This is a genomic window from Marinobacterium sp. YM272, assembly GCF_050908845.1.
In the GTDB taxonomy this organism is placed as follows: Bacteria; Pseudomonadota; Gammaproteobacteria; order Pseudomonadales; family Balneatricaceae; genus Marinobacterium_D.
This window is the reverse complement of the sequence record NZ_CP194171.1, coordinates 2,735,520-2,751,304: the sequence shown is the minus strand read 5'-3', so window position 1 is coordinate 2,751,304 and position 15,785 is coordinate 2,735,520. Positions and strand designations below refer to the sequence as shown.

The window sequence follows — 15,785 nt, the reverse complement described above, 5'->3', positions numbered from 1 at the left end:
CCATTTTTCGATTATCGAGCTGTTCGATTTGTTGCAGCCATTATTTCATCTGGGTTGTTTGTGCTGGGCGCCGATACGGCAATGGCTCATCTGGGCGTACATGATCAGATCGCTATGTTGGACGGAAAAATCAGCAAACAAGAGTCCTACTCACTTTATATTCAGCGCGCGCGTTTGAATGTTGAGGGTGGCCAGTACGACGACGCCCTGCAGGATCTGGATAAGGCCTCTGAGCTCGGCCTTAAAGAGCCTTTATTGTTTGAATACGGAAATATCGCCGCGGCCAAGGCTGAACCTGAGAAGGCGATCGATCTCTATACGCGTTTTATTGGCTTCAAGGGGCACTTCCCCCAGGCCTACCAGGCTCGGGCACGCGTCTATGCATCACTCAATGAATTCGATCAGGCGATAGCGGATTTCAAACGCTCATTTGAGATCCAGAAAAGCCCTCACCCCGGGTTATTTATCGAGGCGTCTGAGCTGTTTCTTAAGTCTGAGCAGCCCAACTCTCAGGCAGCGCTGGATCTGCTGGATCAGGGTATGGAAACACTCGGCGTACAGGGACAGCTGCAGGAAAAGGCGATTGAGATTGAACTCTCGCAAGGCCACAACGACGTGGCTATCACACGGCTGCGGAGCCTCGGTGCAGAGCGTAAGTTCAACCCCAGCTGGCGTATCGATCTTGCGGAGCTGCTGATGAAAAGCGGTAAGCCGGATGAAGCCAGGAAAGAGCTGGATAGGGCGCTGAATGATCTCGGCACCAAGAAACGGAACGGCTTTGCTGAAAAGCTGATAGCCCGCATCGACGCTATGCGTGACGCGCTGGACGCCAAGCTTTAATGCCGATGAACCGGTACCCATCGAATATTCAGAAACAGCGCTATGTATCAAGTTAGATTTGGTTTTGCCAAGCGTCACCGACTGTTTGTCGAGGGCAACGAGCTGGTGGCCAGTGAATCGGTGGCTCCGGACTCTTTGCTTGAGGTGATGCGCAGTTACGGGCGGGACCTTACCCTGAGGCTAATTCCGGAGAGCCAGTTTAGTAATCGGCTGCAGCAGGTATTCGCCGAGCGGGCCAGTGGTGCGGCGAGTGCTGTCGATGCGATTGGAGAGTCACTGGATCTGGATGCTGCCGCGGCTCAGGTCGACAAACAGGATGATCTGCTCGACAACGAAGACGATGCGCCGGTAATCCGCATGTTGAATGCGGTAATTGCCGATGCGCTGCGTAAGCAGGCCTCGGATATCCACCTGGATCTTTACGAGCTTAATGCGCGGGTGCGTTTTCGCCTCGACGGTGCTCTGCAGAATGTTCTCGAGGTCCGCCCGGAGGTGCTGGCGCGGTTGGTTGCTCGCATCAAAGTACTGGCAAAACTCAATATTGCTGAGAAGCGTCTGCCGCAGGACGGCCGTATTACTGTTCATCTGGGTGGACGCGCCATCGATCTGCGTGTTTCAACACTGCCGTCTATTCACGGCGAGCGCGTGGTGATGAGGGTGCTGGAAAACCAGGGTAATCGGGTATCGATCACTGACCTGGGTTTAAACGAAACCGGTATCGATACGTTGCGACAACTGATCAACCGGCCCAATGGCATCATTCTGGTGACCGGCCCGACGGGCTCGGGCAAAACCACAACGCTCTACGCGGCATTGCAGATGCTGGATGCGAATGAGCGCAACATCATGACGGTTGAGGACCCGGTGGAGTACAAGCTGCCGGGGATCAGTCAGACACCGATCTCAACCAAAACGGGAATGACCTTTGCCGCCGGACTGCGCGCCATTTTGCGTCAGGACCCCGATGTCATTCTGGTCGGCGAGATACGTGATGGTGAGACGGCGGAGATTGCGACCCAGGCCAGTTTAACCGGTCACCTGGTGCTGAGTACGCTGCACACCAATACGGCGGCGGGAGCGATCACCCGCTTGCGTGATCTGGGCGTCGATAACTTTCTGTTGTCGGCCACAGTCCGTGGCGTCATTGCGCAGCGGCTGATCCGGCGTTTGTGTTCGCAGTGCAAAACAGAGTCGCTGCCCGATATGGCGATCAGCTCGGTATTCGCCGATCACCAGCTACAGACACCCGAGAAGATCTATCACTCGAAAGGCTGCGACCAGTGTAACCACACCGGTTACCGTGGCCGCCAGGCGGTCTATGAGATGGTGACACTGACACCGGATCTGCAGCAGCTCATCCATGACGATGCCGGTGAGTTGGCGATCGAGCGGGAGATTCGCAAGCACCAGCCAAGCATGGTTTCCCAGGGGCTGGGACTGGTTGCACAGGGCATCACCACCTTCGAGGAGGTGATGCGGGTGACGATGATCTGATTATGGCGACATTTAAATACCGCGCCATCGGCCCAAAAGGTGCCCTGGTCAACGACTCCATCAATGCCGAGAGTCCTCGCCACGCCCGACAGCTGCTGAAGCAGCAGGGGATCGTTGCGCTTCAGCTCGACGAGATCCAAGCCTCGGCTACCCGGAGCCTGCTTTCCAGGTTTAGCGGATCGATCAGTCATATGGCGCTGGCGATGCTGTTGCGTCAGCTGGCGACGCTGATCGCATCGGGTTTGCCGATCGATGAAACCCTGCGCCTGATGGCGTCCCAGTCCGATGATGCGCGTCAAAAGCGTTTGCTGCAGAGCTGGATGGGCTCGGTATCAGAGGGGGTTTCACTGTCGCGGGCCATGCAGCAAGGCTCCCCGGCACTGCCCGAACGCATAGTCGCGGCGGTCGCAGTGGCAGAGGAGGTGGGTCATCTCGATGCAGTACTCGATCGTCTGGCGTCGGATCAGGAGCGCTCTCTCGACAACCGCAAGACGTTGAATGGGGCGCTGATCTATCCGGCGCTGCTGATTAGCATCGCCACGGCCGTTTTGGTTTTTGTCATGGTCAATGTGGTGCCGAAAATCACCAGCATCTTCATCAGCCAGAAAACAGAGTTGCCACCGGTCACCCAGGCGGTCATTGCCGCCAGCAACTTTTTAAGCAGTTACGGGATCTTGGTCCTGCTTGTCATGGCTGGGCTCGTCGGTGGATTTATCTGGCGACTCCAGGATCCCAGTCGCCGCTTGAAGTGGCACACCCAGCTATTGCAGCTGCCGAAGTTGGGCTATTGGCTCAAGCTGGCAGTGCTGAGTGACTGGTGCCGCAGTATGTCACTGCTGCTTTCCAGCCAGGTGCCGGTGGTCAATGCGATGCAGATTGCCAATGCCGGCGTGGGCAATCTCTGTGTCCGTGACCGCTTGGACCGTGTGTCCCGCCGCGTGCAGGAGGGCGAATCCCTGCATGCGGCGCTAAGTGAACATCCGGAGTTCCCTGGCTTCATGCTGCACCTGATCGGCAGCGGTGAAGCGGGTAGCAACCTGGTGCCGATGCTGCAACGCGTTGCAGATTACTACTCTGCGATTCTGAAGTCGGGTATCGATACCCTGCTGAAACTCCTTAATCCGCTGCTTCTGATCCTGATTGCCGGAGTAATCATGGTGATTATTCTCGGCGTTCTGACGCCGATCATGCAGATGAATCAAATGGTTTAAACGATATGAAAGAGATGCAAAAGCGAAAACAATCCGGCTTCACGCTGATCGAAATTATGGTTGTGGTGGTGATTCTGGGGTTGCTGGCGACCCTGGTGATCCAGGCGGTTGGCGACCGTCCCGATCAGGCGCGTGAAGTGAAGGTGCGCAACGATCTTTCGGCGCTGGAGAGCGCGCTGAAGATGTATCGCCTCGATACGATGAGCTTCCCGAAGATGAAAGAGGGGTTGGTCGCACTGGTCGAACAGCCTCAGGGACAGAACAACTGGCGTGGACCCTATATCGAACGGCTGCCGCAAGACCCCTGGGGTAACGATTACCTTTACCGTGTGCCCAGTCAGCATAAGCATAAATTCGATATCTACACCCTGGGTGCCGATAACGCCGAGGGCGGCTCGGAGAGCGATGCCGATATAGGCAACTGGTCGCTGAAGTAAGCCTGATGCCTGCTATCTGTCGCAAAAACCGCGGTTTCACGCTGATCGAACTGCTCGTGGTGTTGGTTATTCTGTCGATTTCGACCGGGATGGCAGTACTTGCTCTGGGCAAAGGCACCGAGCGAAACCTCTACGACAGTCGTGACCGCATGGTTGAGTGGCTGGATGATCTGGCGGCACGGGCGACGCTGGAGAACAGCAGCTTTCGCTTACGTATAGAGGACGGGGGCCAGGTCGAGATCTCGCAGTGGCTGGGTTCGGATTGGGTGCAGGTCGATCACGCAGAAGCGCCCGCGCTTGGCGCCGCGATAAATATCTGGGTTGAATCCGACGCCAGGCATTCAGGCGAACACCTGGTTCTGCCCACCGGCCAGGTATTACCGGCGCTTCATCTGCGCATGAGCGATGGCGAGAGCTCCACTTCATTTGAATGGCCTTCACCGCAGGCTAGCGATGGAGGGCGTTCCTGATGCGTCGAACAGAGTCTGGATTCACGCTGATCGAAGTGCTGGTGGCGCTGGTGGTTCTGGCTTTCGTCGCCACCAGTGCGCAAATGGCGATCGCTCAATATATAGACCAGCAAGCGCTCACATCGAGTCGCTATAAAGGGCACTGGGCCGCGTGGAACGGCGCAATGGAGATCTACCGGCAATCTCACTGGGATCAGGCAGGGATCCAGGATGCTTTGGCCGAAAGCGAATCGGTGCTGGGTACGCAGTGGAGCCTCGAATCTAGACGCGTCGACACTCTGGGTCAAAGCCTGCAGCGCGTCGAGGTTATCGCAACCGCTAATGACGACGCTGCTTCCAAAACATCCGTTGTCCTGTTTGTAAGCAAATGACGCGCATCTATTTAACTCAAAGGGGAGAGCAGGGTTTCACACTGATTGAAGTCCTTGTTTCGTTGTTCCTGTTTGCATTGATCATGTCGGGTGCGTTTCAGCTGTTTAACACCCTGACAGACAACAACGTACGTCTGGAGCAGATCTCATCAGATGAGGCTGCGCTGGTAAAAGCCTGGTCGATCATCTCGCAGGATATCTACCACATCCGCAACCGCGTGCATCGTGACGAGCAGGGCGGATATCAACCGGCACTGGAAGGCGACGCTGAAAATGGTCTGCGTTTTATCCGTGGCGGATTGCCTCCTGTCGAGGGGCTGACGCCGGGAGGCTTGCAGCGGGTTTTATACCGTTTAAACAAGGGGCGGCTACAGCGTGTCAGCTGGCCGGTGGTCGATCTGGACCCCGCCTCAACGCCCGAGACCCAGACACTCTTATCCGAACTGGCTTCCTGGAAGGTGAAGTATCTCACCAAAGAGGGTCTCTGGATCGATATATGGCCGCTGCAGAATCAGGAGCTGAACCAGGACTCGGCCCAGTTACCGCTGCACGAGATGCCGAGAATGGTCCGGTTTGCAATGGCATATAGGGATGGCCGCGAGGTCAGCAAAACATTTGTAGGGCTTGGCGAATGAAGAACCAGCGTGGCGTGGCCCTGATCAGCGTTTTACTGATCACAACGATCATCGTGTCTATTTTGACAGGAATTTTCTATCGCCAGAGTCTTGCTCAGGAGCGATTGTTTCAGTCGCTGCTGACCGACCAGGCCGCCTTGATCGGATACAGCGCCGAAGATTGGGTGGCCCAGCGCCTGATTGAGGATGCCAACCGTTCCAGTTATGACAGCCTTTCAGAGAGCTGGGCGCAGGCGCTGCCCCCGCTACCGGTCGAAAATGGCGTACTTTCAGGGCGGCTGACGGATCTGCAGAGCCGGGTGAACCTGAATCGCTTTACCGCATTTACGCCGGAAAAGACCCAAGCCGCGCGCGGTGAACCTCGTTCAGATTATTTTCTGATCGAGCGCCTGTTCAGGCAGGCGGGTTATCCACTCAGTGATGCTCAACTGGATGGGTTGATCGACTGGCAGGACCCGGATGACCAGATAACCGGGCAGGGCGCCGAATCGCCTGAATATCAGTTGTCAGACACCCCCTATCGAACAGCGAACGGGGAGCTGGTTGCTTTATATGAGCTTCTTTCGATCCAGGGGTTTGATTCCTCCGTCCTAGAGCGGATATCCCCCTGGGTAAATGTGCTGCCCCGCACTGTGCGTCAGATTAACGTCAACACGGCACCTGCTCAGGTCCTGATGGCGTTGTGCGCATCGATCGATCAGGCATCAGCTGACCGTTTGATTGAGATCCGTGCCGAGCACCCCTGGACTAATGTGGCAGCTTTTTATCGCAGCCTTGCTGAGACGCTGCAATTGGATAGCGAACGCCAAGCTCAGGCTTTAGTGCGGGGTGAGGGGTTTGATCCGATAACGGTTTCAAGCGATTACTTCCAGCTTGAAATGAAACTCGAGCTGGGGGGGCGGGTTTTTAATCTGGAGTCAGTTTTGCACCGCGTAAAAGTTGAGAAAAAGATCAGCGTGAACGTGATCTCCCGTTCACTGCAGATGGTGAATGAAACCCTTGGGGAGGCGGCTTAACTGTGACCACACTGATACATTTCAGCTATCTCGGCCGGATTGATTCGAGTCAGTCGGCATCCTCGGTTAAAAGCCAGAATGCCAAGGTGGCGCTGCTGATCCCGAGCGCCTACGTGAGTATGCTGATGGTCGACGTTTCACAGGTTCCGAAACGTTATATTCAGCAGGCTTTACCCTCGCTCATTGAGGATGATCTGGCGGAAGAGCTCGAAAAGGTACAACTCTGTCCGGGTCCGGTGATCAATAATCAGTTGCCTGTGTTGGTCGTCTCTAAAGCCAAGCTCAGGGAGTGGCTGGATGCGGCTCGTGTTCATGGTATCGAACCCTGCGCAATCTACCCGGATTTCTATCTATTACCCTGGATTGAAAATCAGATAACAGTCTCTCAGGTAGAGAACAGCTATCAGATCGCACGCTTTTCTGAACACCGGGGGCTTTCGGGTTCTGAGGACAAGATTCGATCTGTAGTTGAATTGATGAAGAGTGATTCGAGCCGCGTAGTCGATAGCTCAATTAAACTCTCAAGCGCCGAACGTTCATTGGCTGGGGATACAACCCCGATATCGTTGTTGGCCGGCGAATTCGCAACTGCGGATAGCAGTACCGGATGGGGTAAAGAGGTGATCGGGTTTGCCGCCGGTATCGCGGCTTTGCTGATGGCGCTCTCTGTAAATCTCTACGCCTGGGGGCATCGATATTCAGCAGAGAACGAGCAGCTGACCGATCAAATAGAGCACACCTATGGCGAAGCTATTCAGGGTGCCGACGAGAGCACGCTGAACTATAACCGGCGGATGCTGGAACGCGCGATAGACAATGCGGGTAATGATATGACCGGTATGAAAAGCCATATTCACGCCGCATCTTCGATTATGCAGCGTTGTGGTGGGTGTTACCTCGAAGAGTTTTCAGCAGACGTGTCTGGCTTTGCCTTAAGTTATCGTAAAACTGGCTCAGATCGCGATGTTGAGTTAACTGACGCGCCGGTTGGATATGCGCTGAAAGACTCAAAAAACGATCGAGATCTGATCATGGCAGAATATTACCTGAAGGCCGGTCTATGAATCTCAATATCGATATTAAAGGGGTTGATAAACGCTCCCTTCAAACGCTTGCACTGGGTCTGTTAATTGCCCTGGCGTCGGTATTGCTTTTTTTATCTTTCGAGTATTTTCAGAAAAACCAGGCTGTTCAACAGCGTCTGCTGAACCACTACAGTTGGTTAAAGACACATCAGGATGAAATTGTCGCCGCCGGCGGAGTTGAGCTGATTTTTGCTGGCGATTTGAGCCTTGATGAGCTGCAAGCCAAAGCCGAGCAGTTGGCTTATCAAAACAGGATCGAGATCCACACAGAGTTTGAAAATGGCGGGCTCATTCTGGAAGCCAGGGAGCAGCCTCAAGGCCTGCTGATCGCCTTTGTGGAGAGCCTAGTCAACCAGGGCGTTAGCCTATCCAGCCTCAGGATGATTCGTTCAGCGAAGGATGGGTCACTGGACCTTAGTGTACAACTGGGGGCGATGTGAAGAGGGTTAGTATCTGGCTGACTGTGGCTCTAACACTCCTGCTTTCGGGGTTGGCGTCAGTGATTCTGTTTATGGCGATCGGGCTGTCGCTATGGTCCGATCCCCGGCCGTTCAATAACACTCATTTCTCCAAGATGGCCGGGGGGATGTTTGCTGGGCGTGCGATGCTGGAGGCCGAGATTGAAGAGAATGAAGCCTGGGTGGATCTCAACTGGCACTGGTGTCCGGGCCTTAATCCCTTTAGCTGGTGCGTGAACCTTGGCGGCGGGACGGTCAATGGAGAGGGAAAAGTGTCGCTCGCCCTGGAAGGGCTGGAAATTCACGATCTTCAACTGGCGCTATCGGCAGATTCCGTGAAGTTTAAGCCTCTGACGACGAGGCTGGTGTCAGCCGACCTGGCCCTGGATGACGCGATTATCAGTTACGGCACCTGGCTTCCTGTGCAGATGCAGGGGCGTGCGTTAATTAACCGACTGCAAGTTGGCAACGCAGAGCTGCTCGCAGTTCCAGTGCGGATCAGCAGCCTTGAAAAAGGTGCAGCCAGGGTTATGCAGTTCTCCACCGATAGTCCGCAGATTCAGGGAAAGGTTGAGCTCGATAGTGCGGGCCTTTATCAGATTAATTTGAATGTTGCTCAAGGTGCTTTTGGGGAAACCCCATGGATAGGGCAGAACGCTTTTACTCTAAATCAACAGGGACGCCTTAAGGCGTTTAATTAGGGTTGGCATGTGAACAGTATTAAATCATTAAAAATGGTCGCGTTCTCTCTGCTGATGGCGGCTACTTCGGTCAATCTGCTTTCGGCAGGCTTGGCCGCATTTTCAAAAGCGGGTGTGTCACCTGAATCGCTGGATATAACAGGACGGAATACTCAGGCTGCTCTAACCAATACCCTGTTTGCAGATGCCAGTGTATCTGATCAGCACGGTGTCAACGGGATGGCGATCGCGAGAATTCCAGAGAAGCTGGTCGGGATTGTCGGCGCAGGTAAGAATCGGGTTGCGATATTACAGCTTGGCTCGGCTGATCCCAACGTTTATCGAGCCGGAGATCAGATCTCTGACCAGATATTTATAGATGAAATTTTGCCTTTTGATCTGGTATTGAACGATGCCGGTGTTTTACGACGTCTGCCACTGAGACAGTTTGCGGATGAACCAGAGCGTGTCTCGGCAAAACCCTCAGTAGAGATGAGTGCAGATAAGGATATCGCTAAAGCTACGGATCAGTTTGTAGCACTTTCAAAAACAGCTGATGGATTTGAAGCTTTGGCAATACAGTCGGTTCCAGATGCATTAAGTGGTTTTGACCTTAAGCCAGGTGACAACATTTTACAGATCAACGGCATCGATGCGGCTCTGGTATATAGAGAACCGATCGATTACGTGTCGATGCTTTCAGAAAACTCGCTACAGCTAACCGTTGAACGCGATGGTGGTAATTACACTGCACAGGTTAGAACCAGCGACTTTATGCGTTTCCTTAACCAATTTACTCGATAGAACGATATGACCATCCTACCTTTGCCTCAGTCCCTACGACGTCTTTCAAGCCAGGTGATTATGCTTGGCGTGCTGGCACTACCTGTCAGTGCCTCAGCTGAAGATGCTGCCATCAATTTTCGGGACGTGGAGGTTATGACAGCGATTGAAAGTATCGCATCTATCACCGGGAAAACCTTCATTGTCGATCCGCGGGTTCGGGGAAAGGTTTCAATAGTATCGGCTGATCCAATCAGTGAAGAGACGCTTTACGACGTCTTTTTGTCAGCGTTGAAGGTGCAGGGTTTTCAGGCGGTCAGCAATGGCAGTACGGTCAGTATTCTGCCTGCAGCCCGCGCTGCAACGCTGTCGGATCAATCGGGTTCCGAAGAGTTTATTACCGAAGTTCTTCGCATCAAAAACTCTAAGGCTGCCTCTATTTCCGCGACCATCGCCGGCATGTTAAGTACCGGTGCCAAGGTCACCGTGCATGAGGAATCCAACTCGCTGGTGGTGACCGACACCGAGTCACAGTTGAATCGCTTCAAGGCGATGCTTAATGAACTGGATACGGAGCGCTACCTGAATTACGACATCGTCAGGCTCAGCAACATCCAGGCAAAAGAGATTGTTTCGATGGCACTGGATCTGGGGTTGATCGATCATCAAACCAAGGTCGTCGAGGATATGGCGGCGAATCGGTTGATAATCTCGGGGCCGCTCGATTCGCGCCGCAAAATTAAAGACCTGATCAGACAGCTTGACGGCTCGCAGCAGTCAGGTGAACAGTCCGGGTTCGACGTTATCTACCTAAATCATGCAAAGGCCGATACCCTCCAGCCCCTGCTTGAGGGGATGCTGAGCTCATCAGCCTTTAAGAAGCTTGCGAGCCCCGCGGCGGCGGGGGATGGAAGTGCTGCTGAGGGGAACGCCGGTAAAGAGAGTTTCTACTCCATACAGGCTGATATCGTTAATAACGCATTGATTGTCGGCGCGCCGGCCAATGTGATGGCCGCTATCAAAACTATTGTCGAAAAGCTCGACAAGCCACGCCCTCAGGTTCTGATTGAGGCGGTTATCGCTGAAGTGTCTGAAGAGTTCTTCGATCAGTTCAGCGTCAATCTGGCCGCCCTGGGTAACTATGGTGTCTTTGTCACCGACTTCAGTGGTGCCCTGAGCACGCTGGGTTCTGCGGTGGGTGGAAGTACCAGTGATCAGGCGGCGGCGATTGGCAGTGTGACCGCAACGCCGACCTTTGGCGCCGCTAACGTTTCGGGCAACCGTGGCATTGGTGGCCTGATTCAGGCGATCAAAACGGATAACAAGAGCAGCCTCCTATCGACGCCTTCGATTCTGACTCTGGAAAACGAAGCCGCGACAATTTCGATCGGTAAGGAGATCCCCTTTATAACCGGCAGTTTTACAACGAATACGGCGGGCGCTTCCAATCCGTTCCAGACCATCGAGCGCAAAGAGGTTGGTACCATCCTGAAAGTGCGTCCTCAGATCAGTAACGATGGTTCTATCCGTCTGGAGATCGATCAAGAGGTTTCCAATATCGATCAGACCAATATTCAGGGGACGTCCGGTACCAATCCGACAACGGATAAAAAAGTGATCGAAACCAATGTATTGGTTCAGGATGGCCAGACCCTGGTACTCGGCGGACTGATCGATAGCAAGTTTTCCAATATCGAATCAAAAGTACCGTTACTGGGCGATGTACCTGTCCTTGGAAGCCTTTTCCGTTCAAAACAGCGCAGTAAAGAATCTTCGATTCTGATGGTATTTATTCGTCCGACGATAGTGGATTCTGCTGAACAAGGTAATCAGTTAACCCGGCAAAAATATCGCTTATACCAGGGTCGGCACAGCGAGTTTATCTCTCGGAATCAGCTCGAATCTGAGCTCGGCGGGTTGCCGGAAGATCTCAGCAACATTCATCAATTAGATCAATTTGTTGAGTAATCTCTATGTACGAGAGCTTTTTTGGCTTTAACGCCCAGCCCTTCGCGATTGTGCCGGATCCCAGGTTCTTTTTTCAGAGTGGCCAGCTGTTCGAAGAGTTCGAGCGGCTGGAGTACTGCGCAAAAAAAGGCGATGGCATTCTGCTGATCACGGGAGAGGTGGGTACTGGCAAGACCACCTGTCTGCGCATTTTGCTCGACAGGCTAAGGGACGAATTCAGGCTGTTGGCGCTTGATGAGCCGGGCGCATCCTCTGAACAGGTGGTCAGCTATCTGCAGATGCAGTTGGAGCTTCCCGAGTCTACTGCGGGGTTTCAGTCCATTGCGGATGAACTCAAGCGTAAGCTGGCTGAGGGTACACGCTATCTACTGGTTATCGATGAAGCGCAAAACCTGCCGGTACCGACCTTGGAGTTTATTCGGTTACTGGGAAATATCGAAAATGATCGAGGCAAAGCGGTCACGATCCTATTGTCGGGGCAGCCGGAACTGTCAGCCGTGCTTGCCAGGCCCGACCTCAGACAGTTTGCGCAACGAATACTTGCCCAGTTGCACCTGTCTCCGTTATCAGTCGATGAGACTGCGCGATATATCAGACATCGATTAGCAGTGGTCGGTTGTCAGTACGAGCTGATCTCCGATCGCCAGATTCGGATTGTATTCGATGCCACGAATGGCAATCCTCGACTCATTAATAAGCTGTGCGATCAGGTTTTATACCTGATGTACAAGCAGGGCTTAAAAGCGGCAACTGATGCCGTTATTGAAACGGCGAGAGGTTTTAGAACCCTGACTGGATCTGATCCACAACGTCGAACCGCCCGGCCGTCCAAACGTCGATTCGTCCATGGCGGTGCAGTGCTTGGCGCTCTTGGCGTTGGTTTCTTATTAGCACAGGGCCTTCCGTCAATAATAAATGGGGAGAGTTTTAATCCAGGCTGGGCGAAACAGTCAGAGGTGGTTGGGGTAAGCACTAGCCCTGAAAAGGCGCTTGTAGCGACAGATTCCCCCACTGATACCAGTAGCTTGTTGGATGAACAGACTCAGTTACGAGATAGTCGGGAGGCAGCTATCACATCGGACTACCAACACAAAAGTGAAAAAGGACGCGACGCGGAATCGGGCCAGCTACCCGTTCAGCAGTTATACGCGCTCTGGGGGCTAAGCGTTGATCCTGAGGTGGATATCTGCAGTGGCTCCCAGAGGTATGACCTGAGTTGTCTATCCATCGACAATGCGAACCTGACGATACTAGGTGCCTATAATCGCCCGGCGATTATCGAGCTGACAGGTCCCGACTTCAGTGGTGTCTGGCTGGTAACAGCGTTCATGGATCAGCGGGTAACCTTGGTTTCGGGTTCCGAGCAGATCGAGCTTACTGAGAGTGAATTTGAGCAGCGGTGGAATCAGAAAGCGCGGTTACTATGGCAGAAGCCTCCAGGCTATGTCTCTCCACTGCGCCTGGGTATGCAATCCTTTCAATCTATCTATTGGCTCCAGGATGCCTTGAATAAACTGGGTATAGTGAATGGTCGAATAGTGACCGGTGGGTATTACACTGAATCCCTGGCTGAGTTTGTACAAACATTCCAGCGTTCATCAGGCTTGGTGGAAGATGGGGTTTTAGGCCCAATGACAATTATGGCAATCAATTCGCGCTTATCGGATACACCGGTATTGGTTAATTAATCGGCAGGTCTACTGATTTCCTTGTGGCAGCAGTGCCTGGTCCTACCCACACAAGGTAGTCACTGGGTTTTGCGTATTTGCATTCATATTTTGGTGCTGAAATAACTCAATGAAATCAGGCTAAAAATCGGGATGGGAATAGCAATTCGCAGGCGTTGATTTTATTGTGGAAGCACTAAAGGCAGCTACGAGCTGATTATTAACTAATCAGGAGCTTGGAGAAAAAAGGGACTTTTAAGGGCGGTAACTCGCTATATCGGTTTTTGCCGATTAAATTAGCCTCAGTTGTCGACTCAAACTGAAATCTTTTTTAAATAAAGGTAGCATGCTATGAGTCAGTCTCATGGGTTCTGGCCTTGTAATGGTTATTTTTCTTGATTGCATCGAGAAGCTGCTTTTGCTCCTCCTCGCCTAGCCAGGTATTGATCCACTCAAGAATTCTCTTTCGCTTAGTCGGTACTTTGCTCCATGCCCGATAAGCCAGGACATGATCCCTGCAAACTGAGGTCTTACCATCAGTCACAACACAGCAACTACAGGGAAAAGCGGGGACCTGAGCGAACTGTCGGTCGATCCACCAAATTACAAAGCCTTTATCTTCTTTCTCAAAGTCCATCCTAGCGTTTCCTCTGTTGCATAAGGGTGACGACGTTAAGGAGGATGAAGCTACCAACTTACTTTAAGAATGCTTCTTCGAGGGCAAGTCTATCGGTAGCATCTCAGTCTAGACCCTTGACTGCATGTTGGAGCATCGATGCGTACTTTTAGTTCAACCTTACCTGGATGTTTGATATAACCTGTTGTTATTATTGAATTTAACCAAGGGGCTTGGGATCCTGATGGAGGCTCGTGAAGAGGTTTACACACACATCGAGGAGCAAGGCCGGCCATTATTTATCAGTTACGGATCAGAAATTTGCGCCGGGCAGCCGACTTGGAATAGACAGAAAAGCAATTTTTAGTGTTAACGGGTCAAGAGTTCCACACCAGGGAAAAATGTTCATTGCTACGCACAACCCGGCGTTATTTAATATGTTAATGTGGTAAGGATTGATATTCATGGGAAAAGCCATGCCTGAATTTGAGCAACTGGTGGTTGAAGATCTGGTTGAAGGCACGGGTACCGAAGTGAAAAAGGGCGGCGCCCTGATCACTGCGCATTATCGCGGCTACCTTGAGGATGGAACCGAGTTTGATTCTTCCTATGATAGTGGCCAGCCGTTTCAGACCGTACTCAGCCGCAAGAAAGTTATCGCCGCCTGGGTAGAGGGCCTTAAAGGCATGAAGGTGGGTGGTAAACGGAAACTGCTGGTGCCTGCTGACATGGGCTATGGCGAGCGCGGCTTTGGTGACAAGATTCCGCCAAACTCCAACCTGATATTTGAAATTGAACTGCTGGAAGCGCTGAACCGGGAATAAACTGCACCGGAAACCGGATGGGAGCATCGGGTTCCGAGCAACCATTAACCGTCTTTGATCACGGGAGTGTGCTGAGAGAAGTGCCAGCCTCAGCGTTTGCCGCCATTTCCTCCGGAACCTTAGGCTGTTTCTAAGGCACTGGTAACGAAAAACGCCGCCTTATGACCAGCAGGTGACGTTTTTTCATTCTTGTGTCAGAAGAACCGGCTAGCATGTTGTATAGAGTTTTCGTAAATAACCGACTCAGAAGTGGGCTTTCCTATGTCATCATTCTATAACTCCATCAACGAGACAGACGGGTACGAAGTACTGGCGTCTGTGCATTGTCCTATCGCCGCCAGGATGGCCGTGGACCTGGGATTCAACTACGGGATGGTAGGTGGATCAGTCGCTTCGCTGAGCATGTTGGGCACGCCCGATCTGATGCTGCTCACGTCCACCGAACTCTGCGATCTGGTGAAACGTACCAGTCAGTCTTCCAGCCTGAAGATCATTGTCGACGGTGATGCGGGCTACGGTAATGCCCTCAATACCATGCGCACGATCGTGGAGCTGGAGATGGCGGGTGCCAGCGCTGTCACCATCGAGGATACGAAGTTACCGATATCCTATGGGCAATCAAAAACCAAGCTGATTTCAACCCAGGAGCAGCTCGATAAACTGGCCGCTGCACTCGATGCCAGAAGCTCGGACAGTTTTGGCATTCTCGCCAGGACCCAGGTAGTTGCCGGTGAGGAGATCGAGGCGGTAGCTGAAAGGGTGTTCCAGTTCTCGGAAGCGGGCGTTGATGGCATCTGCCTGGCGGGTGTTACCGATCCCGAGCAACTGGAGATCATCTCCAAGGCCAGCGATAAGCCGAAGATGCTCATCACTTACGGTAAGAAGCATACGCTTACCGATGAGATCTATCAGCGCTGTAACGTGAAGCTTCTGTTGAGCGGTCATACGCCTTTTGAGTCATCAATTGTTGCCACTTATCAGGCGCTGACGGCGCTGGCCGGCAAACCTGCTGCCACTGAGGCGATTAAGTACAAGGAACTGATCGGCAAATACACCGAACAGGAACGCTTCGACAGTTCAATAAAACGCTATTTGAACATATCGGAATAAGCAGCACGGCGTTGTAAATCGGGAAAATTGGGGGGCTGAAACTGGGGCAGAGTAGCATCTCTCGATACTCGTCTTTTAAGTCGGTTATCGCTTACCACTGAGCAAATGGTGGAGTTCGGT

At 52.8% G+C, this 15,785-nt stretch carries 16 protein-coding genes and 1 pseudogene; all 17 read left to right on the top strand.

The features are described 5' to 3' along the window. Positions 1-114: 114 nt before the first annotated feature. Positions 115-840, top strand: coding sequence for a tetratricopeptide repeat protein (locus ACQUQP_RS12185; RefSeq protein WP_432695302.1), 726 nt, complete (start codon positions 115-117; stop codon positions 838-840). 42 nt (positions 841-882) lie between these two features. Further along, the gene (locus ACQUQP_RS12180) at positions 883-2,334 is read left to right on the top strand and encodes a GspE/PulE family protein (RefSeq protein ID WP_432695301.1); all 1,452 of its coding nucleotides are present in this window, start codon (positions 883-885) and stop codon (positions 2,332-2,334) included. Between the two features lie 2 nt (positions 2,335-2,336). Beyond that, complete coding sequence (locus tag ACQUQP_RS12175) at positions 2,337-3,545, top strand: type II secretion system F family protein (RefSeq protein WP_432695300.1); 1,209 nt, start codon at positions 2,337-2,339, stop codon at positions 3,543-3,545. A gap of 14 nt (positions 3,546-3,559) precedes the next feature. Further along, on the top strand, positions 3,560-3,982 hold the full coding sequence (gene gspG / locus ACQUQP_RS12170; protein WP_432695299.1) for a type II secretion system major pseudopilin GspG: 423 nt from the start codon (positions 3,560-3,562) through the stop codon (positions 3,980-3,982). 5 nt (positions 3,983-3,987) lie between these two features. Then, the gene (locus tag ACQUQP_RS12165; protein WP_432695298.1) at positions 3,988-4,452 is read left to right on the top strand and encodes a pilus assembly FimT family protein; all 465 of its coding nucleotides are present in this window, start codon (positions 3,988-3,990) and stop codon (positions 4,450-4,452) included. Continuing rightward, positions 4,452-4,823 carry a type II secretion system protein gene (locus ACQUQP_RS12160; protein WP_432695297.1) on the top strand — a complete coding sequence of 124 codons (372 nt, stop codon included), beginning with the start codon at positions 4,452-4,454 and terminating at the stop codon, positions 4,821-4,823. The genes ACQUQP_RS12165 and ACQUQP_RS12160 overlap by 1 nt, the downstream gene beginning before the upstream one ends. Continuing rightward, a pseudogene (locus ACQUQP_RS12155) lies at positions 4,820-4,888 on the top strand (prepilin-type N-terminal cleavage/methylation domain-containing protein); the annotation flags it as partial. The gene ACQUQP_RS12160 and the pseudogene ACQUQP_RS12155, both read left to right, overlap by 4 nt. 18 nt (positions 4,889-4,906) lie before the next feature. Continuing rightward, the gene (locus ACQUQP_RS12150) at positions 4,907-5,458 is read left to right on the top strand and encodes a type II secretion system protein GspJ (RefSeq protein ID WP_432698697.1); all 552 of its coding nucleotides are present in this window, start codon (positions 4,907-4,909) and stop codon (positions 5,456-5,458) included. Further along, entirely contained in the window at positions 5,455-6,474 is a 1,020-nt protein-coding gene (gspK, locus tag ACQUQP_RS12145; RefSeq protein ID WP_432695296.1) for a type II secretion system minor pseudopilin GspK, read from the top strand. Before ACQUQP_RS12150 ends, gspK begins: the two co-directional genes overlap by 4 nt. A 2-nt stretch (positions 6,475-6,476) precedes the next feature. Beyond that, a complete protein-coding gene (gspL, locus tag ACQUQP_RS12140; RefSeq protein WP_432695295.1) occupies positions 6,477-7,538 on the top strand; it encodes a type II secretion system protein GspL in 1,062 nt (353 codons plus the stop codon). Continuing rightward, a complete protein-coding gene (locus ACQUQP_RS12135; protein WP_432695294.1) occupies positions 7,535-7,999 on the top strand; it encodes a hypothetical protein in 465 nt (154 codons plus the stop codon). Before gspL ends, ACQUQP_RS12135 begins: the two co-directional genes overlap by 4 nt. A gap of 71 nt (positions 8,000-8,070) precedes the next feature. Further along, positions 8,071-8,718 carry a hypothetical protein gene (locus ACQUQP_RS12130; RefSeq protein ID WP_432695293.1) on the top strand — a complete coding sequence of 216 codons (648 nt, stop codon included), beginning with the start codon at positions 8,071-8,073 and terminating at the stop codon, positions 8,716-8,718. A 9-nt stretch (positions 8,719-8,727) separates the two neighbouring features. Beyond that, entirely contained in the window at positions 8,728-9,501 is a 774-nt protein-coding gene (locus tag ACQUQP_RS12125; protein ID WP_432695292.1) for a hypothetical protein, read from the top strand. Between the two features lie 60 nt (positions 9,502-9,561). Then, positions 9,562-11,448: a type II secretion system secretin GspD gene (gene gspD / locus ACQUQP_RS12120; protein WP_432695291.1), complete on the top strand. Its 1,887-nt coding sequence runs from the start codon at positions 9,562-9,564 to the stop codon at positions 11,446-11,448. Between the two features lie 5 nt (positions 11,449-11,453). Further along, complete coding sequence (locus ACQUQP_RS12115; RefSeq protein WP_432695290.1) at positions 11,454-13,136, top strand: AAA family ATPase; 1,683 nt, start codon at positions 11,454-11,456, stop codon at positions 13,134-13,136. 1,059 nt (positions 13,137-14,195) lie between these two features. Further along, positions 14,196-14,555 (top strand): FKBP-type peptidyl-prolyl cis-trans isomerase, encoded by a 360-nt coding sequence (locus ACQUQP_RS12110; RefSeq protein WP_432695289.1) that lies wholly within the window; start codon positions 14,196-14,198, stop codon positions 14,553-14,555. Positions 14,556-14,816: 261 nt separating this feature from the next. Next, positions 14,817-15,665 carry an isocitrate lyase/PEP mutase family protein gene (locus ACQUQP_RS12105; protein ID WP_432695288.1) on the top strand — a complete coding sequence of 283 codons (849 nt, stop codon included), beginning with the start codon at positions 14,817-14,819 and terminating at the stop codon, positions 15,663-15,665. Positions 15,666-15,785: the final 120 nt, after the last annotated feature.